Origin of the sequence: Lacipirellula limnantheis, assembly GCF_007746075.1 — a bacterium.
Taxonomy (GTDB): domain Bacteria; phylum Planctomycetota; class Planctomycetia; order Pirellulales; family Lacipirellulaceae; genus Lacipirellula; species Lacipirellula limnantheis.
In genome coordinates, this window is record NZ_CP036339.1 from 2,361,686 (window position 1) to 2,386,210 (window position 24,525).

Here is a 24,525-nt window from a genome sequence, read left to right on the forward strand (position 1 = left end):
TCCCAAACGTGTCAGTCCCCGCGGCGGCCGCGGCACAACATGCCGGTGGAGGGGGCGGGTGGAGGCAATGTGAGGAAGCGCGTGCGGCTGATTTTGGCGGGCGCCGAGCGATGCTGTGAAGTCAGCTGAGGATGCGCTGGTCGTCGAGCTGCGCGCCGTCGAGATTGCGCAGGCGGCGCTGCAAATCCCAGTGCATCCCGAGGGCGAGGACGTCGGCCAGGACGATGATCGTCCAGAGGACCCAGACGACGGGGATTTCGCCGGCGGCGATGAAGGGGAGGAGGAAACAGCCAAGCAGCGGAATGAGGAAACGCATCGCACAGCCGAGGCCGACCCCGTAAAAGGGTGGGCCATGGACATAGAGGTTGCGAATCCGGCGCGGAATGGCGAACAGGATGGCGGCGACCGCCAACAGCAACGGCCAATGCATTTCGGCGTCGACCACCCAGCGGAAGGCCTGACGGAGATGATCGTCGAGCAAGGTTCGCCAGGGGGCGCCGGTGCGGTAGCTTTCCACTGCTAGGGCGATGGCGCCGGCGAGCAGCAGAAACGCGATCAGCCGCAGGGCGCCGATCGAGTCTTTCCGCAGGCCCGGGTGGCGAAGAAAGAGATAGACGACCGGCAGAACCAGCAGGAGGGCAACGTACTGAGCGACCATGGGGAGAAAAAGATGCCACGACGTGGCGTCGCCGACCCAGATGGCGCGGGCGAGGGCGCCCGCGACGACGGCGCTGGTAATCAGCTCCGTCGCGATGTCGCCGGCTGACAGCTCGCCCCCTTCGCAGTTGACGATGTGGCGCGCGTCGGCGACGGTGAGGTTGTTCACCAACATGGGGCCGGTCGATTTGGGCGATTTGTTGGGAGGCAAGTCGGCTTCTCGCGACTAGTTGGTTCGCCACGGGGCCCGGAAATGGGGATTTACTCGCTTGGCACTTCAGCCCGGACGGCGTGGCCGTCTGGCTAGTGCGAGTGGGAGATGCAAGGATGATTTCTTACGGCATCGACCAGCGCAGGGCGCCGATGACGGGGGCTTCGTCGCCACAGACGCTGAACTCGAAGCGGTCGAGGTTGCGGAAGCCGTCGAGGGCGTGCTTGCGATATTCTTCCTCGGCGAGTTCTCGGTAACGATCACGGACCGACGGGACGAGGTCGCAGACGCCGCCGCCGATGACCAGGCGATCGTAGTCGCCGAGGTAGTTGACCGACAAGAGCGTGATGCCGAGGGCTTTGGCCTGATCGTCGAACAGCTGCTGAGCGAGCGGGTCGCCGGCGCCGACGAGTTCGCGGAGCCGCTTGGCCTTCTCGCGAACGGTCCCCTCGATGTGGTTCAGCGAGTGCGCGGCCCATTCCGGAAGCTTGAGTCGATACTCGAGTTGATGCGCCAAGCCGCTGAGCGAGACCGCTGACTCGCTGGTGGCGTAGGCATTGCCTTTCAGGAGTTTCTGGTCATGTTCGTAGCGGAAGGCGTAGGACGGCAGCAGGATGTGGCCGACATGCCCCGCCCGACCTTGACTGCCTTGAATGGCTTGGCCGCCGAGGACGGCGCCGCCGCCCAGGCCGGTGCCGACGATCACCATGAAGAGCGAGTTGAGCGTCTCGTTCGGCAGGGAATCGGCGGGGACGCGATTCCAGGTGAGTTGACGGCTGCGGATGGCGTATTCGCCGAGGGCGGCCGCCTGGCCGTCGCCGAGATAGCGGACGCCGAGCGTGGGATGATGCTGCCGCAGCGCGGCTTCCAAGCCGGCGCGAATGTTGAAATTGTTCCACAACTCGCGATTGAGATTTGGCGTGGCCAGGAGGACGCCATCCATCGTCGCGGGGCCGGGCGTGGCGATAGCGGCGCCGGCGACTTCGGTGAGCGGGGCGCCGAGATGGGCCATCGCTTCCTGGGCGGCGACGGAGATCGCGGCGATCGAGCTCTGCGGGCCGAGGTCGGGCGTGGTGGCAAACTGCGGAGAGACGTAAACGACTTCACGTCGGTCGTTGCCGACCGCGAGGGTGCTGGTGGTGCCGCCGACGTCGACGCCGATGTAGTAAGGCAACGGAGAATCCTTGTCGTGAGGAGAGGACCGATCGCAACGCCGGATTATCGGGTCGCGGTCGGCTGGTTGACAAGGCGTCGTTTTTCGCGGGGCGGCCAGGCGGAGCTTGAGAATTGAACCGCACAGGGATGAAGGGGACGAAGGCGCGCTAGCGAATCATGGCGGTAGGAACACTCATCGGCGTGAATTTTAGCGAGGGGATTACCGGGGTTTGGCGCTCATTCGTCTGGCTACTTGGCTTTCTCGCCATCCTCCTCGGCCAGCAGCTGGTCGATCTGTTGACGGGCGACTTGCTGGTTGCCGGCGCCTTCCCAGTCGAGTTCGCCGTACCACCAATAGCGCAGCCGGCCCTGCTTGTCGATGATGTAGACGCTGGGCCACATATTGTTGTACCAGGCCTTCCACATAGCCTTTTGTTTGTCGACGGCGACGGGAAACTTCAGGCCGTTCTTCTCCAGCGAGGCGCGCAGCAAGTCGTTGTCGGTTTCGGTTTCCGTCTCCGGCGTGTGGATGCCGATGATGGCGACGTCTTGGCCTTGATATGCGTCGTGCCACTGCTTGTACCACGGGTAATTGTGAATGCAGTTGATGCAGCCGAAGGCAAAGAAGTGGACGACGACCACCTTGCCGCGGAGGGATTCGATAGTGACGGGTTCGGAGTTGATCCACTCGTCGATCGCGGTGAACTCGGGCGCGCGACCGGGGCTGGCCCTGACCATGGAGAAATCAAACGCTTCCCCCAAGAGTTTGCCGTAGAGCGACTCCTGCTCGTCGTCGAGTTCAGCGACGATTTTCTGCAAGCGATCGGTCTGGATCTGCGCGAGCTGCTGCTTGAGTTCATCGGGCGAGAGCGACGTGCGTGATTGATTGAGCGACTGCATGCTCGCGCGAGCATCCGCGGCGATCGCGGCCAGTTTAGCCTGTTGGTCGGGGGTGATCTTCAGACGGGCAATAATGTCTTTGCGGAGGAGAGCGTCGTAACCCTGCGCCTGGAGGATGAGACCCTGCAGGCGGAGTTTCTGCTGAGGAGTGAAGATCTTCTTCAGCTCGGCGCGCAACTCGGCGATGGCCGATTGCGCCGTTTCGTCGGCGCCGTTCGGGCCGACGTCGCGGATCGCGATCAGCAGGCGGTTGTTGGCGAGCAACAACGCGTCGAGCTGCTCGCGCTGTGCTGGCGAGAGCTTGAGTTCGTCGCGAACCGCCGCGTCGCGAACGAGCAACAGCGAGGGATCGGCCAGGGGCGGCGTCGCCTCGGCAGGCGGCGTGGCGTCGTCAGCGTACGCCGGCCGTATGCCGCCGATGCAGATCGGTGCGATCAGGCAGAGAAACTGAGCAAATGTCCTGGCGGAGAAGCGACTCATTGAAATGTATCCTTCGTGAGAGTCGACCGAAGTGTGCCACGCGAGCACACTTCTGCCATCGTCGCGTCAGACGTGGCTAGTTGTCAATTTCTTCAGGCGTCGCCGCAATACATTGCGTTGGCGCGAATGCTGAAGCGCCGCCAATTGGCTGCCACCTTAGACGAATCGTCACGTCGGCGATTACGGGGTCCCCCGGAAAAACGTGGCCTGATATGATGGGGATCGGGCCGCCCGCGGCAGGGTGGTCGTTTTCGACGACGTTGTGAGTGATCGCGATGGCCATGACGGACAATTTGAGCGCCCCTATCACGCGCCGCGAAGCGATTCGCCGCGCCGTCATCTTCAGCAGCGGGGCGTGGGCCGCGACGCGGTTTGGCGCGTTGCAAGCGAACGAGGCTGCGACGGCGCTCACTGGCGGGATCCACCTGTTGGCTCTGGGCGACTATGGCACCAAGGGGAACGAGGCGCAGACCTCGGTGGCCCGGCAGATGGCGGCCTTCGCCGACGGGCTTGGCCAGCCGCTGACGGCGGTGTTGGCTTTGGGGGACAACTTCTACAACACGATCACGCCGGGCCGGATTGAGCGTGAGTTCGAAGAGATGTACGCGGCCGAGTCGCTTCCGTGCCCGTTTTACGTTTGCGCCGGCAACCACGATTACGGCACGGCGAAATACGACTTCCAAGCGGGCAAGCTTGAACTGCAACTCGACTATGCGAAGGAGCATCCCGATTCGCGGTGGAAGTTCCCGAGTAAGTGGTACACGGTCGAACTGCCGAGCGCCGAGAACCCGCTGGTGAAGATCATTGTGCTCGACGGCAGCTTCTGGGAAGGGGGGCTGACGCCGCAGGAAAAGATCGAGCAGCGGCGATTCTTCAAGGCGGAACTGGCCAAGGGGACGCGGGCTCCATGGACCTGGATGGTGAATCACTATCCGCTCTTCAGCGAAACGGTCGATCGCGGCGATAACCAGCAGTTGATCAGAGAATGGGGCCCGCTGCTGCAGGAGCATGACGTTTCGATCGCTTTTGCCGGGCACGATCACACGCTGCAGCATCTGCAGGTGGAAGGTTACCAGCCGAGCTTCATTGTCTCGGGCGCCGGCGGGGCGCGACTCTACGATTGCCGCGTCTCCGATCGAGGGTTCGTCAATAATCAAGTGTTCGGGTTCAACCACGTCCACGTGACGCCCGAACTGCTCACCGTGCAGTTCATCGATGCGAAGGGACGGCAGTTGCATGCGTTCACTCGCGATCGCGCGGGGCAGGTTGAGGTCGTTACTCAGCAGCGGGCGGCGGCGACGGCCGAGGCAGCCGGTTGAGAGCGTTCGGTTTCGTCTACATGAAATTCCTTCAACACTCGGGATAGCCTTTTTCTATGGACGCCAAGCAAGCGATCGAAAGCACGATGGATTCGGGATTCACGGTACTGCACAAATACGTCGGGGACCTCGACGACGCCGACCTGATGGAGCGCCCTGGACCTGGCTGCAATCATCTCGCTTGGCAGTTGGGACATTTGATTGCTTCGGAGCCATTTCTCGTGGACCTGGTTTGCCCCGGGCAAGGGGCGAAGTTGCCGGCGGGATTCGCCGAAGCGCACGCGAAGGATAAGTGCGACGTCGATGACCCCGCGCAATTCTTGACGCGCGACGAGTATCTAAAACTGTACGATCAAGTTCGCGCGGCGACGAAAAAGGCGCTGGCCGATCTGCCGGCCGAGCGGCTCGACGACCCGGCGCCGGAGCGCTTTCGCTCGGTGTTCCCCACGGTCGGATCGGTCTTGTTGCTGATCGGCAATCATCCGCTGATGCATGCCGGACAATTCGTTCCCGTGCGACGACGGAAGGGAAAGCCGGTGGTGATTTAATGCTCGCGTTTGATCATTGCGTATTCAGCCCCTGGCTCGGAAGCATATTCAGCAGCCATCATTCGTGCGATGGTCAGCGGATAATGACTTAACCGCAGAGCACGCAGCGAGCACAGGGGAGAATTCAAGAAACGTTGCCCGCTGGCGATCTTCGCTGCGGCCTCTCTGTTCTCCGTGGCGAATGCGTTTGATGAAACACATCGAATAGGCTTCTCCGCCGGGGGGGAGCCTGCCGCGTGGCGACGTTGACCGGAATGGTAACCGAACCCCTGGCGGAGCCGGGCGCTGCTGTCGTCGGGCGAACGTCGATGACTGAAAGGAAGCAAGGAATGCTCTTTGCCCAGCGTGTCTTTCACATCGCGGGGATCTACGGCTTGGCGGTGCTCCTACCGCAGTTTTTCATCGAATTGCTGCCGGCCGATGTTGTGCGACGGCAACTCGGCGAGGAAATCGTGCCGGGAGCGGTCCACCCGGAGCATTTTTACGGCTTCATCGGCGTGGCGGCGGCGTGGCAGGTCGCGTTCCTGATCATCGCCCGTGATCCAGCACGCTATCGGCTGATCATGCTGCCGGGAATTCTAGAGAAGCTGAGCTTCGGCATCGCTGGAATGGCCCTCTACGCCGCGGGGCGGCTCACGGCAACCACCGCGGCGTTCTGCGTTATCGACCTGATTTGGGCGGCATTATTCTGGGTTGCCTTCGTAAAAGTGCGGTCCGAGCCGAGCCAACTGCTAGACTAGCGGTTAGTGGGTTCGCCAAGCTCCGGTGACTTTTACAACACTGAGACGTCATGAAGTTTCCATTGCTGCGCCTTGTCTGGGCGGCGATTTCGATCGCCAGCATCGTCGGCTTCGATCAAGCCAGGGGACAGGAACTGCTGACAAACGGCGGCTTCGCCACGGGCAACCTGACAGGGTGGACGTTTACGCCGACCGCCAGCGCCGAACCGACGATCGCGGGAAGCGTGACAACGTTCATGGGCAGCAACGCCTTCCGCCTCAATACCGGAAGCAACAGCGCGGGCGTCGAGGCTGGCGGGACCCTTTCGCAAACGATCGCGCTGGTGGCTGGGCAGTCGTATCAGGTTTCGGCCGGGACGCTGGCGATCGCCAGCGTCAACGGCAGTCCTAACGCTGATGGCGGCACGATCACCCTGTCGCTCGGCGGGGCAGTGCTGCATACATTCGACGTCGGCCAGTTGGCCGCTGACGAGGTGAAGAGCGATTCGTACAGCGCGCCATTCGTCGCCGGCGCGACCGGACCAGCGCTGTTCGAAGTGCTGTTCACGCGTTCGTTCCCAAATTTTGCGGCGACCCCTGCCGTCCATCATTACGCCGACGACTTATCGGTGACGCTCTTGGTTCCGGAGCCGGCCAGTGGAGCGCTGGCGGCGCTGGCGGTCGTGGCGGCGATCCAGCAGCGGCGTTCGCGAAGGCGCTAAGGCGGTTGCGCGCCGGTTCGTACGACGCGCGTTCACTTCTGCCGCGGAGCCTCTTGATCAACGCCGTTCTGGTGGAGGATCAGCTTCGTGACTTCGCCCTTATCGTCTAGGACGAACGTGATCTGCGCATCGACGATGCGGTAGAAGAATTCGGTCGGCGAGCTGGGGTAGATCGGAAACGCATCCTGCCCAGTCAGCTTCACTTTGAGTCGATCGCCATCGAGGGTGACGGTGAACTTCATGAAGAAGTTGAGCGAATAACTGCCGACGTATTTCTCCAGCGTTTCGACTGGCACGTCGACGACTTCGCGAACTTTGGGCGGATCGACTTCCATGCCAAGGGCGGTTTGAGCAACCTTCTCGCCGAGAATCGTCGTCAGATCCGTAGCCGTGTTGCAGAGGACCGCGACCGCGACTTGTTGCTGCGGCAGGCTAGCGACGTAAGACGAGTAGCCGCCTGTTTGGCCATTGTGCCAGCGAGTGGAACCGTCGCGGGCGAGATGCCAAGCGAGGCCGATGCCGAGACCGCCCGGGATTTTTTCCCGCGGTTCGCCGGCGAGCTGGAACGCCTTGGTGACGTCGCGATCGTCGTCGGCCAGCATCGCCGCGGCGAACTTGAGCATGTCGCGGGCATTGGACCGGAGTCCGCCGGCGCCGACGAGGGCGTCGAAATGCCAGTTCTTGCCGCGCTGCAGATCGCCGTCATGCGGCGGGGCGAGGCGGGACTGCATTTCCGGCGTAAGGGTCTGCCGCGTTTCAGTCATGCCGAGAGGCTCGCAGATGCGTTCCTGCACGAGCTCGTCGTACGACTTGCCGGCGCGGTCGGCGAGCAATTGCCCAAGGAGGCCCATGCCGTAGTTCGAGTACTCATACTCGCCTGGGTCGCGCTTCGGCTGGTGAGCGGTGAAGAAGGCGTAGGCGTCGGCGGCGGTATAGTCGGCGTAGGGATTCGTCACGTCTTTCGGCTTCAGGTTGTCGGGAAGTCGCGGCAGGCCCGAGGTGTGCGTTGCGAGGTGGGCGAGCGTGATCGGATTCTCGGCCGGCGCCTTCGGCTTCGCTTCATCTTTGAGCAGCGCATCGACGACGACGGTGTTCAGATCGAGGCCGTTGCGGAGCGATTCGTCAGCGAGCAGCACGCCGGTGAAGGCTTTGGTGATGGAGCCGATTTCGTAGATGGCGTCGGGCGTGGGCGGCGCATCCTTGCCGAGCTCGATCTTGCCGTAGGGGAAAAAGATCTCTTCGTCGCCACGTCGAATGCCGACCACGAGACCGACGACCACCTTGTTGTCGATGAGCGGGGCGACGAGGGCGTCGATCTTCGGTTTGAGATCGGCGAGCGGTTCTGCGGCGTCGAGGGTCGACGCGCTCAGCCGGGTCGACAGTACGATCGCGAGCAGGCCGCGGGAGATGAGGCGTCGCATGAGGGACTCGGTCCTGATGGGGGTCATTTCAGGATGTCTTCGATCGCGGCGAGCTCATCTTGGGCGAAATCGCGTCGAGCAAGAGCGCCGAGATTCTGATCGAGTTGCTCGACGCTGCTGGCCCCGATGAGGACGGTGGTAATGCGCGGGTCGCGCAGCACCCAGGCGAGGGCAAGTTGGGCCAGCGTTTGGCCCCGTTGCTGGGCAATGTCGTTCAGCCTCTGCGACTGGGCGACCCGCTCGGGAGTGACCTGGCTGCTCTGCAGAAATCCATGCGGCTTGCTGGCCCGACTGCCCTCTGGAATGCCGTGGAGGTAGCGGTCGGTCAGCAGGCCCTGGGCGAGCGGCGAGAAGGGGATGCAGCCGACTCCTTCTTGCTCGAGCACGGCGAGGAGCTCGGCCTCGACCCAACGCTCGTACATCGAGTACTTCGGCTGATGGATGAGGCAGGGGCAGCCGAGATCGCGCAAGATGCGGCACGCCTCACGGGTCTGGGCGGCAGAGTAGTTGGAAATGCCGGCGTAGATCGCTTTGCCCTGCCTGACGGCAGCGGCGACGGCGCCGAGCGTTTCTTCCAGCGGCGTCTCGGGATCGGGGCGATGCGAATAGAAGATGTCAACATAAGGAATTCCAATCCGCCGCAGGCTTTGGTCAAGGCTGCTGAGGAGGTACTTGCGCGAACCCCATTCGCCGTAGGGGCCGGGCCACATGAGGTAGCCAGCCTTCGTGGAAATAACAAGTTCGTCGCGGTACGGGTGGAGATCATCGCGGAGCATCTTGCCGAAGTTCTCTTCGGCCGAGCCAGGCGGCGGGCCATAGTTGTTGGCGAGATCGAAGTGGGTGACGCCGCGATCAAACGCGCGGCGCACAATCGCGCGACCATTCTCGTAGGCGTCGACGCCGCCAAAATTATGCCACAACCCCAGCGACACGGCGGGGAGCAGCAGTCCGCTGCGACCGCAACGGGCGTAGGTCATCGAGTCGTAGCGCGTGGGGGAGGAGAGGTACATGCGAAATGGGGAATGGGGAATGGGGAATGGGGAATGGGGAATGGGGAATGGGGATGCGGCGCGTGGTGCGTTTCGCCGCTGCGGATTTTATCGGGCGGGGACTACGGGGTCGACTTTTTTTGTTCGGCGACGAGATCGCGGACGTTCTTGTGGAGATCGTCGCTGCTCCAGCCTTCCTTGAGCGCCAGGGTGAGCATGCGTCGTTGTTCCGCGTGGTTCAGCCTAGCCACGGCGGCGTGGGCCGACCAGGAGAGGGCAGGGCGACGGTTCTGCGGGGGGACGCGCCGCGCGACCGAGGCGTAGCGACTCACCATTTCAGTCGAAAGCGTCTCGCCCCACACGGCGGCGAATTCTTCGCCGTAGATATCCTCGCCCGCGTTGATCATGTCGCCGATCCACCAGGGGCTCGCGCGTTGGCACCAGATAGCGAACTGCAGCGGGCCTTTCCAATCGGCGAGCTCGGCCTTTCCCGACATGCGCATCGCCGCCGGGCGAAATTCGAACGGGCCAAGATGGATGCGAGGTTCGTCGGACATGCGGCACGAGGCTGGAAGGCGTGAACGCCAGGCATTTCGCGAAGGTAGCGTGTGACGTAGATTTTAGAGACGCGGCTTCGGATAATGGAAGGGCGTTGTGGCGGCTCTCTGATATTCGCCGTTGGCCATCAGCCAGACGAAGCACGAGTTGTTGCCTCAAGCGTCATTCAGTCACCAGAACAGGGCTCATTGTGCAGTCTGGCCGACAGCCGGAAGCCGTCCTTTCCCCATCAGGTTCTCGCATGTCCGAACGTTCGGCTGAAGGCTTTGCTAACGGCTTTCCTCAGACGCGGTTGCGTCGGGTGCGGCGGCACGATTGGTCGCGACGGCTCGTGCGCGAACAGACGTTGTCGGTAAACGATTTGATCTGGCCGCTGTTCATTCGCGAAGGCGACCGACAGCGCGAAGCCATTGCCTCGATGCCCGGCGTCGATCGGCTTTCGATTGATCTGATCGTCGAGGCGGTCGGCGAGGCCGTCGCTCTTGGCATTCCCGCGGTGGCCCTCTTTCCCGCCACGGAAGCAAAGCTGAAGACGCCCGAGTGCGAGGAAGCGATCAACGCGAACAATCTGGTGTGCCGAGCGGTTCGGGCCGTGAAACAAACTTACGGGGATCGGATCGGCGTGATCTGCGACGTGGCGCTCGATCCTTACTCCAGCCATGGGCAAGACGGTCTGTTGCGCGACGGCTACGTGGTGAACGACGAAACGGTGTCGATGCTCTGCCGGCAGGCGATCGTTCAGGCCGAGGCGGGCTGCGACGTCATTGCCCCCAGCGATATGATGGATGGCCGCGTCGGGGCCGTGCGGCGGGCCCTCGACGACGCGGGATTTATCGACGTGCAAATCATGGCCTACGCCGCGAAGTATGCGTCGGCGTTCTACGGACCGTTCCGCGAGGCGGTCGGCTCGGCGGCGAACCTGGGGGGCGGCGATAAGCGGACCTACCAAATGGATCCGGCCAACAGCGACGAGGCGCTCCGGGAAGTGGCGCTCGATTTGGCCGAAGGCGCCGACAGCGTCATGGTGAAGCCCGGGATGCCTTATCTCGACGTCGTGCGTCGGGTGAAGGAGACGTTCGGCGCGCCGACGTTCGTCTACCAGGTGAGCGGCGAGTATGCCATGCTGGCGGCTGCGGCGCAGCATGGGTGGCTCGACCGCGATCGCGTCGTGCTCGAGAGCCTGCTGTCGTTCAAACGGGCGGGCGCCGACGGCGTGCTGACCTACTTCGCACGCGACGCAGCGCGCTTGCTGGGATAGTCGATCGCGAAGACCATACGTCCGCGCCTACCAAGAGAGCAGGCGTGCCAGCGGTCGCCAGCAGGCGAGGTGCAGCAGCGTCACTCCCCACAGGATGAGCAGCGGGCTGAGGCGACTCTTGCTGACGGCTTTCAAGCCGCGGTTAGCCAGGATGCCGACGAGCCACAGGGCGAAGATTCGCACGATTGGCCGCAGGCCGAGAAAGCCGCCGGCGATCGCGGAGGCGATGGCGGCGTTGCGGAGAAAGCGTTTCATGGAGTCGGAACTGCGCCGACGCAACGCGGCGAGCGGCAGGAGCCAGGCGAGTGCGCCCCAGGACGCCCCGAAGGCGGCGTCGCACGGCGCCTTCCACTGGTTGATCAGAATGTTGCGGGTTCGCTCGGGATAGAGAAACCAGCTTTCGCTGGCGAGTGCGCCGCACACGACGGCGCCGGCCAGGAAGAGGAAGTTGCGCGGGACGCGCTGGCTGTCCTGGTCGATCAGGCCCGCCGCCATGAGCAAGCTCAGCAGCGTGGCGTGGTAAGCATACAGGATGATCAACTCCCAGTTCGGAAACACGACGCTGTCGAGGGCGCCGGCCGGATCGGCGAGCGCCGCCGGCAAGTTGGCCGCGCCGCTGAAAAGCTCGACGTAGGCCAGCACGAAGAACGCCGTCCCCATGGCGGCCTCGACGATGGCATAACGCGGCGAAATTGGCGCGCCGCAATCACGGCAGCGACCCCGCAACAGCAGCCAGCCGAGCACCGGCATGTTGTCGCGCGGACGAATATTGTGTCCGCACTTGGGGCAGTGTGACGGCTTCCAAACCACCGACAAGCCGAGCGGGATGCGGTAGGCGACGACGTTGAGAAAACTGCCGATGCATGCGCCGATAAATCCCAGCCAGAGGGCGGTGACAAAATCGAGCACGCGGGCAGATCCTGGAGAATCGTGGCGTCTGGAGGTGAAATCAGCCGTTTGGCCCCGGGGGCGGCCCCGGTGGCAGCCGCTTTGCCGTTTGACGGGGAGAGTTGTGACCCGGGGCTCGTTGGCCTTAAAATTGCAATCTCGTCCGCGGCGGGCGGCTTCGCGGCATTCTTGCCAGCATACTCATTCCCAGGGAGTTATCGACCATGAGTTACCGTTTCCACAATTGGCGGCGTCAATCCGCCTGTTTCGCGCTCTTGGCAGCGCTCGTGTTCGTCGCGACGTGCGAGCAGGCAGCCTTCGCGCAAGAGACCAAGGCGGAGCGCCCGGGACGGGCTCGCGGTCGCCGCGGCGAGCGGGAAGTCGGCTTCACGCCGCTCTTCAAGAGCGACGGCACCGAGATTTGGAAGGCCTACGGGAAAGAAGGCTGGCCCGAGGGCTGGAAGCTGGAGGAGGGCGTGCTCCATCGCCATGCCGCCGGCGGCGATCTGATGACCAAGCAGGAGTATGGCGATTTCGACCTCCGTTTCGCGTGGAAGGTTTCGCCCGGCGGGAATAGCGGCGTCATGTACCGCGCCACCGAGTCGTCGGAGCCGGCCTATATGACCGGCCCGGAGTACCAAGTGCTGGACGACGCGAAGCATAAGGATGGCCAGAAAAAGCTCACGTCGGCGGGTTCGCTGTATGCGCTTTACCCGCCTACGGAAAACGTCTTAAAGCCAGCAGGCGAATGGAATCGTTCGCGGATCGTTGTCGAAGGAAACCATGTCCAACATTTCCTCAACGGCACAAAGGTTGTTGATACTGAGATTGGCAGCGACGATTGGAACCAAAAGCTGGCCGCCAGCAAGTTCGCCACATGGCCGAAGTTTGGCAAGAACGCCAAGGGGCACGTCGTGCTCCAAGACCACGGCGACGAAGTCTGGTACCGCAACATGCGGATTAAGGATTCGACGGGCAAGCCGGCCGGGGAATGATCGCCGCTGGCACTTGAATAATTTCCGTGCGCTTTTAGCCCCTGGTCGCTGGCCAGGGGCTAATTTTTTGACTGACGCATCTCCCCTTCTCAAGCCGAAATAACCTCCATGATCCGCACAGCTTCTCACTGAGGCGGCATCACAGGGGAAGGGGGGACGCATGGTGGGGCGAATACGCTTGGCGTACGAATCGGCGCATGCGCGCCGCAGGGGCGGCGGTCTAGCATTGCTGGCAGTGCTGCTCATGGGGACGGCTGCTCGCGCGGGCTCGCCGTCGGATGCTTCGACGAGCGAAGCAACGCAGGCCGAGGCTCGTCGCAGCATTCCGCTGGCGAAAATCGATGCGCAGTTTCGACCGGCGGTGGCCGCAGTCGTCGCCGAGCCGACAATTTTTCGACGACTGCCGACGAGCGTCGTTGATTGCCGTCCAGAGCTGTTCACGTTCTTGGCGCAGAATCCAGAGGTGATGGTCGAAATCTGGCGTCACCTCGGCGTGAGCCAGGTGACGCTTACCCGTCTCGACGAGCGGACGTGCAGGATCAGCGACGGAGCAGGGACGACCGGCACGATCATCGTCGTCGAACAGACGTGCGAGGAAGGAGCGCAGAATCGGATCGTGATGTTGGCCAACGGCAGCTTCGAAGGGAAGCCGTTTCAGCAGCCGATCTCCGCCCAGTGCGTGCTGGTGCTGACCAGCGGGTCGAAAGAAGAGACCAACGGCCGGCGGTTCGTGGCGGCACGGATGGACGCCTTCATCAAGCTCGACCGGATGAGTTTGGCGCTCGTGGCCAAGGCGGTGCATCCGTTCGTCGGGCAGACGGCCGATCGCAATTTTACTGATACGATGTTGTTCGTGTCGAACCTCTCGTATACGGCCGAGAAACGGCCGGAGGCGATTGAGCAAGTAGCGATCGACATGCAGAACCTCGATCATCCGCGGCGGCAGGGACTGATCAAGGCCGCCTATCAATGCGCCGAGGCGGGGCGGGAGTGGGAGCAGAGCAGGGCGCGGCAGGCGTCGTTGGAGACCGCCAGCCGCTGAGATCGTCGGCTTTCGCTCCGGACCCAGGGTCGTTCGTCGCTCGGCGACGAATGGCGCCGCGGAGAGAGAGCCGTCGCGATCGCCGGCCAATGCCCGCGGCCGGCCCGTCCGCGAGCAGATGACCCGATAAAATGGCCGTTTCGTCGTGTTTCACGATGAGACGGCCATTTTCTTTTTCTTATCGCTCGCTAAACGGCGTGGCGCGGCCAGAGACGTTCGGCCAGCATTAGTTGCGGCATTGAACGCCAAGGAACGGACGACTTCCATCGCGAAGTCATCTCGGCAACCAATCACTGACCCTGATCAGCTATTGGATGGGAACGGTATTCGACCCAACAGTCGCGGGCGCTTGCGCCGAAGTCGTCGAAGTTCCGTCTGACCGATTCCATCAGAGGTTGTTGCCGTGTCGCTGCGCACTTGGTCCGTTTTGCCTGCTTGTTGTCGCCCAAACCGCCCTCCGTTCGCCGCCCTGCTTTCCGCCTTCGTGGTGATCTACGGCTTTCGCGGAGCCACGATCTTCGCCGCGCTAACGACCGTCGGCAACGTCACGCCGGCCCCGCCGACGGCCGGCGGAAACGTCGCCGCGCCATTCTTTGTCGGTGACAGTAGTTTCGGCAGCCTGACGTTGACCGCCGGCACGGCCGTTATCGTCACCGGCGGCAGCGCAACGCTGGGCGACGACGCCACCGCCGCGGGAATAATCTCGACGACCGGTTTTGGTTCGAACTTCACCACGTCGGCCGATGTTATCATCGGCAATCGCGGGACGGGGAGCTTTTCGGCGGCCGCCCAATCGCGGATCGCGCTGACCGACGATGTGTTGCTGGGGGTCGAGGACGGCAGCAAAGGGGATCTGTTCGTCGATGGTTTCGGGACGCTCGTCAATGTCGGCGACGACGTTGTCGTGGGACAGGCGGGCGTCGCGATCGCGCAGATCTCGGGCGGGGCCATGGCGTCGGCCGACGCGACGACGGTCGGCAGTCTCGCTAGCAGCGAAGGGACGCTGACGGTCACCGGCAACAGCACGCTTTGGCGACAGGCCAACACGATAACCGTCGGCGACGCAGGTCAGGGAGTTTTGCAGATCCTCACGCAGGGGCGCCTCGAGTCGACGAACGGGACCATCGGCAACGCCGCCAGCGGGACCGGAACTGTCACCGTCAGCGGCGTTGGCTCGGCGTGGGAGGTCAACGGAACGCTCACGGTAGCACTCAGCGGACAGGGAACGCTCAGCATCATCGAAGGCGGGAAGGTTACCAGTAGCGGCGTGGCCAAGATCGCAAGCCTAGCGGGGAGCGAGGCAACGGCGCTGGTGTCTGGTTCAAGCTCGCGATGGAATGTGGGGACCACGCTGACCGTGGGCGAGTTCGGACGCGGCGTGCTGCGGATCCTTAATGGCGGTCGGGTCAATTCGACCAACGCGGTAATCAGCGACAACGCCACCGCCCGCGGCGAGGCGTTCGTCGACGGATCGAATTCGATCTGGGAGATCGCCGGCACGCTTGACGTGTCGGAGCCGGGCGAAGGCGCTTTGACGATCACTAACGGCGCGCTCGTTTCAACCACCGGCGTCGCGCGGATTGGCGCCAATGGCGAGTTGGCTCTGGGAGGCGGGCGGCTCGACGTCGGCGCCGCCGGAGGACTGAACAATCAGGGACTAATCCGCGGGGGCGGGCGGATCGGCGCCCCGGTCGTCAACGCAGCAGCAGGAGAGATACGCGTCCAAGGGGGCAGCGTGCTAGTGATCGGAGGATCGCTCACCAATAGCGGCGTCGTCCACGTCGACGTCGGCGAGCTCGAGGCGCTGACGGCCGTCGTCAACAATGGCGATATCGCGATCAGCACGGGTGCGCTGCGGTTTCAGGGAACTGGGCTCGACAACAACTCAGGCGCCCAGTTGGCGATCACGGGGGGCGAAGTCGATGTGACAGGCCTGATCGACAACAACGCCGGCGCGCAAATCGTCGTGGGCGGCAAAGCGACGGCGGTGTTCCACGATGTGGTGACGAACAACGGGCAGTTGCACGTGTTGCCCGGCGCCGACGCGCTCATGCTGGAGAATTTGAGTTTCTCGGCGTCCTCGCTGTTGGGGTTGCAATTGGGCGCCGTCGATCAGGCAGACGAGTTTGGACAGGTGGAAGTCGGCGGTTCGGCGACGCTCGCGGGGGCGCTCGACGTGAAGCTGGCCGGCGGGTTCGCGCCGACGGTGGGCGATTCGTTTCGACTGCTGACGGCGACGGCCGGCCTCACAGGGACGTTCGCGACCATGGCGCTGCCAAGCCTCGGCGTGGGCCTCGCATGGGACCTCGACTACACGCCGACGGCCGTCACGCTGTCAGTGGTGATCGATGGTCCGTCAGCGGACTTCGACGGGGACGGCGACGTCGACGCCGCCGACCTGGCGAAGTGGAAGGTCGGCTACGGCAAATCGCAGGGAGCGGAGCCCGTGGACGGCGACGCTGATGGCGACTTCGACGTCGACGGGAACGACTATCTCGTCTGGCAGCGACAATTCGGCAACAGCGGCGTCTCGACCGTCGTGGCTGCCGTGCCGGAGCCGGCGACGGGAGCGATGGCAGTGGTCAGTGGGCTCGCTCTGGGCGGGTTGTTTCGCCGCCGCTCATGCTGCCATGAATGCTAAAGCGAAATCCACCCGGTTCCCTCCGCTCGACAAGGGGGAGGGAACCAGAAGATACCTATTCAGATGCAGAAGCGACTCTTCGCCAAGTCGCTCAGGCCCTTGAGGTCGAGCTTGCCCGTGCCGAGCACAGGAATCTCTGCCACTTCCAGGAAACTGTCGGTTCCCGGAATCCATAGATTGGGCCACCCGATCTTTTTAAGATGCTCGCAGATCTCAGCAGGAGTCTTGCCGATTTTCGTATGGACGACGATCAGCCGCTCGCCCTTTTTCTCATCGGGCACTGAGGTCACGACGGCGACGAGCTCATCCTGATTGGCGCCTTGCACGAAGTTCTGAATTTCTTCCTCGATGTTGAGGTGCGGGACCATCTCGCCGCCGATTTTCGAGAAGCGGCTCAGGCGGCCGGTGATCTCGATGAACCCATGGCGATCAATTTTCGCAATGTCGCCAGTGACGTACCATCCATCGCGAATCACTTCGGCCGTCTTGGCCGGTTCGTGGAGATAGCCCTTCATCACGTTGGGGCCCTTGATCAGCAGCATTCCGGGAGATTCAATCGGCAAGTCTACGAATGTTTCAGGGTCGACGACCTTCGCCGCGACGCCCGCCACGGGACGGCCGACCGTTCCCTCCTTCGCATCGATTTCATTCGACTGGGACCGATTGGGCGGAATGTTCACGCTGACCAGCGGCGAAAGCTCGGTCGTTCCGTACCCTTCGACCGGACGCACGCCGAAGCGTTCCTCAAAGGCCTCGCACAGGGCAATCGGCAGCTTTTCGGCGCCCGCGACGGCGACTTCCAGGTGAGTGAAATCGGCCGGATCGCAGCGACGGATGAAGTTCCGCAGAAACGTCGGCGTCGCCAGCAACACGGTGGCGTCCCACTTCTTGGCGAGCTTGCCGATCTGCTGCGCTTCAAGCGGCGAAAAGTGGTACGCGCAGCGGACGTCCAGGCCAAGGATCGTCCACAGTGTCACCGTGAAGCCCAAGGAATGAAAGAACGGCACGATGCCCAGCACCGTGTCGTCGCGGCGGAGGTGGACCGCCTGCAAAATGGCTTCGACGTTGGAACCGACGTTATGGTGGGTGAGCACCACTCCCTTGGGCTCGCCCGTGGACCCGGAGGTGAAGATGACCGTCAGCTCGTCGTCCCCGCTCATGCGGTGCAACCCGAGGATGCGATCGAGCAGCGGCGCGGGCATCGCGTAGGCCAGCGCGGCGCTCGTGAGCTTGTCGGCCGTGGTGACGCGGTCTTTGAAATCTTCGAGCAGGATCACCTTGGCGTCGAGCTGCATGCCAAGCTTGTCGAGCACTTTCTGACTGGTGAGGACATGCTTGATGCCCGCCTTGGCGATGCACTTGTTCATGATCTCGGCCGAGACCGTATAGTTGAGGTTGCAGGCGACGCGACCGCAGAGCGTGACGGCGGCGTTCACCAGCACGGCGCCGTTGGACGGCGGGAGCAGAATGCCGATGTATTTTTCGTCGGCGACTTGCGGTGCGAAAACTTCGCGCAACAGCAGACGCCGCAGGATGAGTGCCCGCATCAAAATCTGGGCGCCCGTGAGCGACTGCCCGGTCGAGTCGGCGATTTTCCAACGGAACATCGCCTTGCGGCATTTGCGGATCATCAGGCGGGGAAGGACCATGGCGCGCTGTTTCCTGCGGGTGACTGCTAAAGCGCCGAGCGCCTGGACCGCGTTACGAATTTCGTAAGCGCTGCCCGGCTCGTGGAGCGGCTCGCCGAACCAGATCGAGACGCGGCGGGGGCTCAGTTCAGGCGATTTGGCGAAAAGTTTGCCGCCGCGAAAGCTGAAGATACTCCCCCAAAGTTCGTCGAGATAGACCGGAATGACCTCCGCCGTCGACCCTTTGAGGATTTCCAGGACGCCGGGCTTGAACGTTTGCAACTGGCCGCTGGGGCTGATCCGGCCTTCGGGGAAGATGCAGACGATTTCGCCGTTATTAAGGGCGTCGCGGGCCGTGTCGATCGCCGAGCGGAGCGCCTTCGGAGATTCGAGAATCGGGATCACGCCCATCAACCGAGCTAGACCGCGGATGTACCATTTCTCGATGTAGCCGCGGCTGACGATCAGCCGCACGGGGCGCGGCGACACCGCGACCAACAGCAAGCCGTCGAGCCACGAGACGTGATTTGGCGCAAGCAGCGCGGGGCCCTCCTCAGGCAGATTTTTGCGACCGAAAACGCGAACCTTGTAAAAGGTGTGGGTCAGCAACCACGCCATGAAGCGGATCGTCGCCTGTGGAATCAGGACGATGATGTAGATAAATACCGGTATGGTCAGCATGCCGCAGAGGAGAAAAATCTGCCGCGCCGTGAGCAGTGGATGGCCCACAAGCTCCTGGTAGACCTCGCGGATGACGACCGCCTGCTCGGGGCGTTCTTCGGTGAGGCGGTGGACGTCAATTGATTCGCCCGCGTCGCGCTGGGCTTTGAAGTCGGCCCACATGGCTTCGGCTTCGGCCAGCCTCTGCGGATTGTCAGCAAACTGCGTGCGAAGATGGGCGAGCGAACCTTCGTGCACCGGCATCCGCATGGCGCCAAAGGCGAGGGCGGCGATCAGCATGCCGCCAAAGGTGAGCAGATTGCTCGCCGCCAGGACGGAGCCGCGGCGATCTTTGGGACTGTAGTGCTGCATGTAAGACGCCAGCGGCACATCGAAGAGTCCCGCCGAACAGCCGAGCAGCAGCAGCAACAGGCACGCGACGATGTAGCTGAGCGTCCAATCGCCGCTCGGTTCGAAAAACTCACCCTCCACCGTGAAGAGCAACAAGGGGGCAATGATGAGACCCAGAGCGCCGAGCGGAAGGATGCCAAGCTCGACGCGGCCTGCCGACCAGACGCCGGCCAGCACGCTGCCGACGCCGATGCCAATCACCAGCGCCGCGAGCAGCGGCGCCACTTGCGTCTGCTTGCCGCCGCCGGCTTCGAAAACGAACTGGTCGATGTTGAGATGAGCCAGGGCCCCAAGCGTCCAGAAGAACATGATCCCCATGGCGACCCGCAGCATCGCCGGCGTATAGGCGAGCGTCTTGAGGTCGCGCCAGCTCTGTTGAGCCATGTCCCATGGAAAGCGGCGCGTGGCGTCGGCGGCGGGGAGCTTGGCGATGAGTAGACTGGTCAGCCACCCAGCTACCGCGACGCCCAACAGCACCACCGCCGACCACTGCCAGTGTGCCTGTCCCTTGTCGCCCGTGAAATCGGCCAACCAACTGCCGGCATACGTACCGACCATGGTGGAGAAGACGGTCGTCAGGCCGATCAACCCGTTAGCCGCGGAAATGCGACTGTCGTCGACCATTTCGGGGATGCTGCCCAGTTTCGCCGGCCCGAAGAGCGCAGCTTGCGCGCCGGCCAGCCCCAAGACCAACAGCATCAGCCAGATATGCCCGACGAGAATGGCGACGATCGCCAGCGCCATGATGAGGCCTTCGCCCACTTTGCAGAGGACGATCACCTGCCGTTTGCTGTAGCGGTCGGCCAGGTACCCAGCCGGCGCGGCGAGGAGAATGTATGGCAGGACGAACACTGCCGTCCCCAGCGCCAGCAGGTTGCTGACGTTGACTCCGGCGTAGTCTTTGCCGATGCCGATCACGAGCCAGCGCAGAATGTTGTCGTTCGTCGCGCCGAGGAACTGGGTGAACAACAGCCCCAGAAAACTTTTCGAAACGAGCGAGCGTTCGCGCGGGACGGCAGCGAGATGCTTGCTACCGCTGGCAATCGGGCCGGAATGCATGTCGAGTCAAAGCTGTCAAAGATTGCTGAGAGGGTCCGCCTGGTACGAACTACTTTAGCTGAAAAGAGTTCCGGCGGCAGAGGGCAGTTGCTGGCAGCGCCATGCCGGTGGCGGCGACCGTCATTTCGAGCGGAGCGAGGAATCTGGAAGCGTCTGAGAGCGCCGGCTTTCTGAGGGCTTGGGGGCTTTCTTGAGGGACTCTGGGCGGACCCCTCGGAGTACCTCGGGGTGACCGGGGGATTCGTCGAAGTGACTGCTGCTGGCTGGTTTTCAACTCGCCTTGACGCTCCCCAAACGATCGGGTCAACTCCTCTCGCCCTTGCCGCATCCCCTGCCCAGGGGGCTGCAACGGACGCCAAGATGGGCTCCGTGCGAGGGTGCGAATGCCGCGAGAATGGATTCTCGCGCTGCGACAAGTGCTCGGCCGGCGTTAAACGAACGCGTTGGCGGGGCGCGAGACCCGAGTCGCCGCCGCGGCCCTCCCTCGGGAAGGCTGCGACCGGCACGCAGGCAAGGAGGCCTGTCCCGATGTCGCGCGATCAAGCTGTCGGCGTTGCTCTCGACCGACTATTTTCCGGCGCCTGCCGCACCGGCGCCCAGGGAGCCACCGTCACCAGTTGCACCAGCGATTGGCGTCGCATTCAGCCAGGCGACGCCTTCGTCGCCGTCCTTACGGCCGACCACGACGGCCACGATTATGCCGAGCGCGCCGTCAAGCGTGGAGCGGCGGCCGTGATTGTCGAGCGCGCGATCCCGGTCTTTTCGGCGCCGGTTTATCACGTGGCAGATACCCGTGTGGCGCTTGGCGAGCTTTGCCAGGCGCTGGTCGACCATCCCTGCCAGCGAATGCGCGTCATCGGCGTCGTCGGCGACCAAGGAAAGGCCGCCACGATCGCGCTGCTCGAATCCATTTACGTCGCCGCCGGCTACGAAGTCGGCGTGTTGAGCACGCTGAAGACCTTCGACGGGATGACTCGCAGCGAAGGGATTGACGACGACGTCACTCCCGCGATGCTCGCCGCCCGGCTCGCTCGCATGGAGGCGGCTGGTTGCACTCATGCGTTGTTGGAAGTGACCAGTCAGTCGCTGGCCGAACTGAAGCTTGCGGGGATGGAACTCGATACCGTCGTGGCCACGACGATCGACTCGGCGCGCCTCGATCTGCATCAAAGCGTGAAGAACTACCGCGACGCTCAGCGCCGCATCCTCGATTACCTGTCCGCCACCGGAGTGGCCATCGTCAACGCCGACGACCCGGTGTCTTGTCGCTGGCTAGGCGAGATTGCCGGGCCCGCCCTGACTTACGGCCTGGGAGACGAGGCGCAGATCAACGGCGTCGTCGTTGAAGAGAATGCGTGCGAGACCGTGTTCATCCTGAGCGCTGGAACCGATTCCGCCGCGGTGCGAACTTCCATTGTCGGCCGTCAGCATGTGACGCATTGTCTGGCGGCTACGGCGGTGGCGCTGGCGCATGGGATCGAGTTTCAGACGATTGCCCAGGGCATCGAAAGCGTCAAGAAACTGCCTGCTCGCATGGAGCGCGTCGACTGCGGCCAAGATTTTCCTGTGTTCGTCGACGCCGCCCGCACGGTCAGCGGGCTGCGCGCGACGTTGCGAACGGCGCGGGCCTTGTCGCGGCGCCGGGTCATCTGCGTGATGGGCGAACATGTGGCGGCCACCGCCGGCGAGTCGGAAGCGATTCGCGGCGTCCTCGAGAAGATGGCGGACGTGACCATCGTGACCGACGCGGTGGCATCGCTTCACGAAGGCTGGTTCGGCGTTGAGTCCGCCAAGCACGACCGTCACCAGCTGCAGATCGCCGCCGACCGGACCGATGCCATCGCGATGGCCGTCGCGATGGCAGGGGATGGAGACGTCGTCGTCATTGCCGGCAGTCGCACTCCGACCGACTTCACCTTTGGCGCCGCCGACGCCGCGGACGCCGACATTGCCCGCGGATTGCTGTACGCGGCGAGTCGGCCGACGCTGCGACTGGTCGGCTGAATCAATTCATTCGTTTCAACTCCTCCTACCGTACCTAAGAGCGATCTTCAAGCTACGCTTTCTCGCCGCACTTATTTGCGACCTGAAACCGAGCGAGGCTCGCCAAGATGAAAAACATGGATCTATCGCACTCATTTACTGGGATCGTCAATCCGGCGACGTTCGCCGTTGGCCCTGTCGCGGCCGCTGAGGCCGTGTCGTTGATCAACGTTTCGGGCGCCACGCTGATGCATGCCGCCAGCTGCACGCCGGCCACGGCGGATGCGGCGTTGAAATCGCTGCGCGACTTCCGCGCCGTGCGTCGTCGCGTGGTGTGGTGCAATCCGAGCGACCTCGCGCGGACCCCGAACGCCGACCTGCGCGTTTGGGGTCGGAAGCTAGTCGATCTCGGGCGCGCCGACATGGTGATCGCCTGCGGGAGCGGCGCTCGCGAACTGGCGATTGCGGCGCGCGATGCGGGCCTATCGATCGGCCGCGTCGTGGTCTGCACCGACGATGCCACCGCAAGAAATGTGCTGACCGACTCGATTGTCGCCGGCGACGCGATACTTGCTCTTGGCACGACTTTGGAAAGCTGTTACAAGCTCGCCGAACGAGTGGAAACGCGGTTCGAACGCGAACTTCTCGTTGCTGGTTGAATCCAAATTCGTCAGTTGTCCGTGGTCAGTTGTCAGTTGCGACTGATGGAAGGTTTTCCTTAGCAACTGACCACGGACTACTGACAACCGACCAACTTTTTAAGGAACCATTTCAGACTTCATCGTTGATCGGCGTCGATTGCGGGGTCGTATGCCGGTCGCCCTCCCTGGGGTAGGAGCATAACAGCTTGCTGCGGGCGGCTTCTGGGTCAGTCGCTCGCGCGGGTGCTTCACGATGAAGTCTACGTCTGAGCGCCGGGGCGGCGTGCAAATGCCGCCCCGGTTGCTCAGCGGAACCACGCGGAAGGACGCAGGGGGAGGGTGGAAGGCGGAAGGCTGACTGCGAGCGCCTTCTTCCCTCCATCCTCCCCCTTCTGATTTTTCCCTGCCCAGGAGTTCTTCATGGCCGCGACCCCTCACGTTTTGTTTGCCGGCGGCGGGTCGGCGAGCCACCTCTTTCCCGGCATGGCGGTCGCCGAACATCTGCGGCGCATTATGCCGAATGCTTTGGTGACGTTCGCCGGCACGGGGGCTGCGCGCGAGCGGCACACGGTGCGGATCGCCGGGCACCACTACTCGACCATTCCGACCCATCCGATGCCGCGCAATCCGCTGCAAGCGGTGCGGTTCGTCACCGATAACGTCGCCGGCTATTGCGCCGCTCGCTGGATGTTGCGCGAACAGCGCGTCTCGCTGGTCGTCGGACTTGGCGGTTCGACGAGCGTCGCCGTCGTCCGCGCCGCCGTGGCCCGCGGCATCCCGGTCGTGCTGCTCGAACAGAACGCGGTCCCGGGTCGCACGACGCGGTGGCTTTCCCGCGCGGCCGCAATGGTCTGTGCGGCGTTTGAGGAAGTTCGCCCCCACTTGCACGTTCAGGCGCCGGTGACCGTCACGGGTAACCCGTGCCGCACAGTGTTCGAAGATCTCTACAAGCGGACGGCCGGCCAGGCGGCCTCCGTGCGTGCCGGACTTGCAGTGACGGCCGGCGGCTCCATGGGCGGCGCAACCGCCACGGGTCCGAAGCGCCAACATCGCTTGGTAATCCTCGGCGGCTCCGGCGGCGCCCGCTCGCTCAACGAATCCATTCCCGCCGCGCTCAAGCGGCTTGGCGATCGCCTGCACGATTGGCAGATTGTCCACCAGACCGGCGACGGCCAATTGCAGGAGACCGAATCGCGGTACGCAAAACTCGGCATGAAGGCGCTCGCCGTAACGCACATCGACGAGATCGCCTCGGTGCTATTTGCGAGCGACGTCGTCGTGTCGCGGGCGAGTGGTACGACGCTGGCGGAACTAGCGCTCGCTGGCGTGCCGGCGCTGCTGGTGCCGTTCCCGTTGGCGGCCGACAATCACCAGACGGCCAACGCAAAGGTTTACACGGCGGCCTCGGCGTGCCGCATGGTCGACGAAACGCAGCAAACGGGGGCCCTCGACGCCGCGTTGGCACGCGAGCTCGAATCGCTGATCACCGACCATCATTTGCGGACCGAGATGGGCCGCAACATGCAAAAGCTGGCCCGGCCGCAAGCGGCGTCGCAAATTGCCGGCGCGATCGCCGACCAACTCTGCGGCGGCAGCATCACGGGATTAATGGCGGCCTAACGGTCCCTAGCTACTTCGTA

General features: G+C 63.4%; 19 protein-coding genes. 11 read left to right on the top strand and 8 right to left on the bottom strand.

From position 1 onward, the window contains the following. Window positions 1–121 precede the first annotated feature (121 nt). From I41_RS09295 to I41_RS09305, 3 genes are all read right to left on the bottom strand, one after another. Window positions 122–832 carry a hypothetical protein gene (locus I41_RS09295; protein WP_145432283.1) on the bottom strand — a complete coding sequence of 237 codons (711 nt, stop codon included), beginning with the start codon at window positions 830–832 and terminating at the stop codon, window positions 122–124. A gap of 160 nt (window positions 833–992) precedes the next feature. Next, entirely contained in the window at window positions 993–2,042 is a 1,050-nt protein-coding gene (locus I41_RS09300) for an ROK family protein (RefSeq protein WP_145432284.1), read from the bottom strand. 230 nt (window positions 2,043–2,272) lie between these two features. Continuing rightward, window positions 2,273–3,403: a redoxin domain-containing protein gene (locus tag I41_RS09305; protein ID WP_145432285.1), complete on the bottom strand. Its 1,131-nt coding sequence runs from the start codon at window positions 3,401–3,403 to the stop codon at window positions 2,273–2,275. A 275-nt stretch (window positions 3,404–3,678) separates the two neighbouring features. Between I41_RS09305 and I41_RS09310 the strand changes: the two genes are divergently transcribed. From I41_RS09310 to I41_RS09325, 4 genes are all read left to right on the top strand, one after another. After that, window positions 3,679–4,722: a metallophosphoesterase gene (locus I41_RS09310; protein ID WP_145432286.1), complete on the top strand. Its 1,044-nt coding sequence runs from the start codon at window positions 3,679–3,681 to the stop codon at window positions 4,720–4,722. 56 nt (window positions 4,723–4,778) lie between these two features. Next, entirely contained in the window at window positions 4,779–5,270 is a 492-nt protein-coding gene (locus tag I41_RS09315) for a DinB family protein (RefSeq protein ID WP_145432287.1), read from the top strand. Window positions 5,271–5,524: 254 nt separating this feature from the next. Beyond that, a complete protein-coding gene (locus tag I41_RS09320; RefSeq protein ID WP_246133845.1) occupies window positions 5,525–6,010 on the top strand; it encodes a hypothetical protein in 486 nt (161 codons plus the stop codon). A 50-nt stretch (window positions 6,011–6,060) separates the two neighbouring features. Then, window positions 6,061–6,711 (top strand): hypothetical protein, encoded by a 651-nt coding sequence (locus I41_RS09325; protein ID WP_145432288.1) that lies wholly within the window; start codon window positions 6,061–6,063, stop codon window positions 6,709–6,711. 32 nt (window positions 6,712–6,743) lie between these two features. Here I41_RS09325 and I41_RS09330 read toward each other — a convergent pair whose 3' ends face one another. The 3 genes from I41_RS09330 to I41_RS09345 all read right to left on the bottom strand — a co-directional run bounded on the left by I41_RS09330 (window position 6,744) and on the right by I41_RS09345 (window position 9,678). Further along, a complete protein-coding gene (locus I41_RS09330; RefSeq protein WP_168206785.1) occupies window positions 6,744–8,132 on the bottom strand; it encodes a serine hydrolase in 1,389 nt (462 codons plus the stop codon). Window positions 8,133–8,155: 23 nt separating this feature from the next. Next, window positions 8,156–9,142, bottom strand: coding sequence for an L-glyceraldehyde 3-phosphate reductase (gene mgrA, locus I41_RS09335; protein ID WP_145432290.1), 987 nt, complete (start codon window positions 9,140–9,142; stop codon window positions 8,156–8,158). A gap of 101 nt (window positions 9,143–9,243) precedes the next feature. Beyond that, window positions 9,244–9,678 carry a hypothetical protein gene (locus I41_RS09345; protein ID WP_145432292.1) on the bottom strand — a complete coding sequence of 145 codons (435 nt, stop codon included), beginning with the start codon at window positions 9,676–9,678 and terminating at the stop codon, window positions 9,244–9,246. Between the two features lie 242 nt (window positions 9,679–9,920). Between I41_RS09345 and hemB the strand changes: the two genes are divergently transcribed. Continuing rightward, the gene (hemB, locus tag I41_RS09350) at window positions 9,921–10,937 is read left to right on the top strand and encodes a porphobilinogen synthase (protein WP_145432293.1); all 1,017 of its coding nucleotides are present in this window, start codon (window positions 9,921–9,923) and stop codon (window positions 10,935–10,937) included. A 27-nt stretch (window positions 10,938–10,964) separates the two neighbouring features. On the opposite strand, the gene I41_RS28240 is transcribed toward hemB, so the two are convergent. After that, window positions 10,965–11,846 (bottom strand): A24 family peptidase, encoded by an 882-nt coding sequence (locus tag I41_RS28240; RefSeq protein WP_210421140.1) that lies wholly within the window; start codon window positions 11,844–11,846, stop codon window positions 10,965–10,967. A gap of 203 nt (window positions 11,847–12,049) precedes the next feature. On the opposite strand from I41_RS28240, the gene I41_RS09360 reads away from it, so the two are divergent. The 3 genes from I41_RS09360 (at window position 12,050) to I41_RS09370 (ending at window position 16,503) form a co-directional block, all read left to right on the top strand. Beyond that, entirely contained in the window at window positions 12,050–12,820 is a 771-nt protein-coding gene (locus tag I41_RS09360; protein WP_145432294.1) for a 3-keto-disaccharide hydrolase, read from the top strand. A 178-nt stretch (window positions 12,821–12,998) separates the two neighbouring features. Continuing rightward, window positions 12,999–13,862, top strand: coding sequence for a hypothetical protein (locus I41_RS09365; protein ID WP_145432295.1), 864 nt, complete (start codon window positions 12,999–13,001; stop codon window positions 13,860–13,862). Window positions 13,863–14,265: 403 nt separating this feature from the next. After that, window positions 14,266–16,503, top strand: a complete 2,238-nt coding sequence (locus tag I41_RS09370) for a hypothetical protein (protein WP_145432296.1) — start codon at window positions 14,266–14,268, stop codon at window positions 16,501–16,503. A gap of 59 nt (window positions 16,504–16,562) precedes the next feature. Here the strand turns inward: I41_RS09370 and I41_RS09375 are convergent, their stop codons facing one another. Next, complete coding sequence (locus I41_RS09375) at window positions 16,563–20,261, bottom strand: MFS transporter (RefSeq protein WP_145432297.1); 3,699 nt, start codon at window positions 20,259–20,261, stop codon at window positions 16,563–16,565. Window positions 20,262–20,789: 528 nt separating this feature from the next. On the opposite strand from I41_RS09375, the gene I41_RS09380 reads away from it, so the two are divergent. The 3 genes from I41_RS09380 (at window position 20,790) to I41_RS09390 (ending at window position 24,505) form a co-directional block, all read left to right on the top strand. Next, window positions 20,790–22,265, top strand: a complete 1,476-nt coding sequence (locus I41_RS09380; protein ID WP_168206786.1) for a Mur ligase family protein — start codon at window positions 20,790–20,792, stop codon at window positions 22,263–22,265. Window positions 22,266–22,381: 116 nt separating this feature from the next. Continuing rightward, window positions 22,382–22,903, top strand: coding sequence for a hypothetical protein (locus I41_RS09385; protein ID WP_145432299.1), 522 nt, complete (start codon window positions 22,382–22,384; stop codon window positions 22,901–22,903). A 402-nt stretch (window positions 22,904–23,305) separates the two neighbouring features. After that, a complete protein-coding gene (locus I41_RS09390; RefSeq protein ID WP_145432300.1) occupies window positions 23,306–24,505 on the top strand; it encodes a UDP-N-acetylglucosamine--N-acetylmuramyl-(pentapeptide) pyrophosphoryl-undecaprenol N-acetylglucosamine transferase in 1,200 nt (399 codons plus the stop codon). The last annotated feature ends 20 nt before the right edge of the window (window positions 24,506–24,525 follow it).

What these genes read in the sequence shown, in the direction of transcription:
- I41_RS09295 (WP_145432283.1), bottom strand. Translation starts at nt 832, where the DNA reads ATGTTGGTGAACAACCTCACCGTCGCCGACGCGCGCCACATCGTCAAC.
- I41_RS09305 (WP_145432285.1), bottom strand. Translation starts at nt 3,403, where the DNA reads ATGAGTCGCTTCTCCGCCAGGACATTTGCTCAGTTTCTCTGCCTGATC.
- I41_RS09310 (WP_145432286.1), top strand. Translation starts at nt 3,679, where the DNA reads ATGGCCATGACGGACAATTTGAGCGCCCCTATCACGCGCCGCGAAGCG.
- I41_RS09315 (WP_145432287.1), top strand. Translation starts at nt 4,779, where the DNA reads ATGGACGCCAAGCAAGCGATCGAAAGCACGATGGATTCGGGATTCACG.
- I41_RS09320 (WP_246133845.1), top strand. Translation starts at nt 5,525, where the DNA reads ATGGTAACCGAACCCCTGGCGGAGCCGGGCGCTGCTGTCGTCGGGCGA.
- I41_RS09325 (WP_145432288.1), top strand. Translation starts at nt 6,061, where the DNA reads ATGAAGTTTCCATTGCTGCGCCTTGTCTGGGCGGCGATTTCGATCGCC.
- I41_RS09330 (WP_168206785.1), bottom strand. Translation starts at nt 8,132, where the DNA reads ATGCGACGCCTCATCTCCCGCGGCCTGCTCGCGATCGTACTGTCGACC.
- mgrA (WP_145432290.1), bottom strand. Translation starts at nt 9,142, where the DNA reads ATGTACCTCTCCTCCCCCACGCGCTACGACTCGATGACCTACGCCCGT.
- I41_RS09345 (WP_145432292.1), bottom strand. Translation starts at nt 9,678, where the DNA reads ATGTCCGACGAACCTCGCATCCATCTTGGCCCGTTCGAATTTCGCCCG.
- hemB (WP_145432293.1), top strand. Translation starts at nt 9,921, where the DNA reads ATGTCCGAACGTTCGGCTGAAGGCTTTGCTAACGGCTTTCCTCAGACG.
- I41_RS09360 (WP_145432294.1), top strand. Translation starts at nt 12,050, where the DNA reads ATGAGTTACCGTTTCCACAATTGGCGGCGTCAATCCGCCTGTTTCGCG.
- I41_RS09375 (WP_145432297.1), bottom strand. Translation starts at nt 20,261, where the DNA reads ATGCATTCCGGCCCGATTGCCAGCGGTAGCAAGCATCTCGCTGCCGTC.
- I41_RS09380 (WP_168206786.1), top strand. Translation starts at nt 20,790, where the DNA reads ATGTCGCGCGATCAAGCTGTCGGCGTTGCTCTCGACCGACTATTTTCC.
- I41_RS09385 (WP_145432299.1), top strand. Translation starts at nt 22,382, where the DNA reads ATGGATCTATCGCACTCATTTACTGGGATCGTCAATCCGGCGACGTTC.
- I41_RS09390 (WP_145432300.1), top strand. Translation starts at nt 23,306, where the DNA reads ATGGCCGCGACCCCTCACGTTTTGTTTGCCGGCGGCGGGTCGGCGAGC.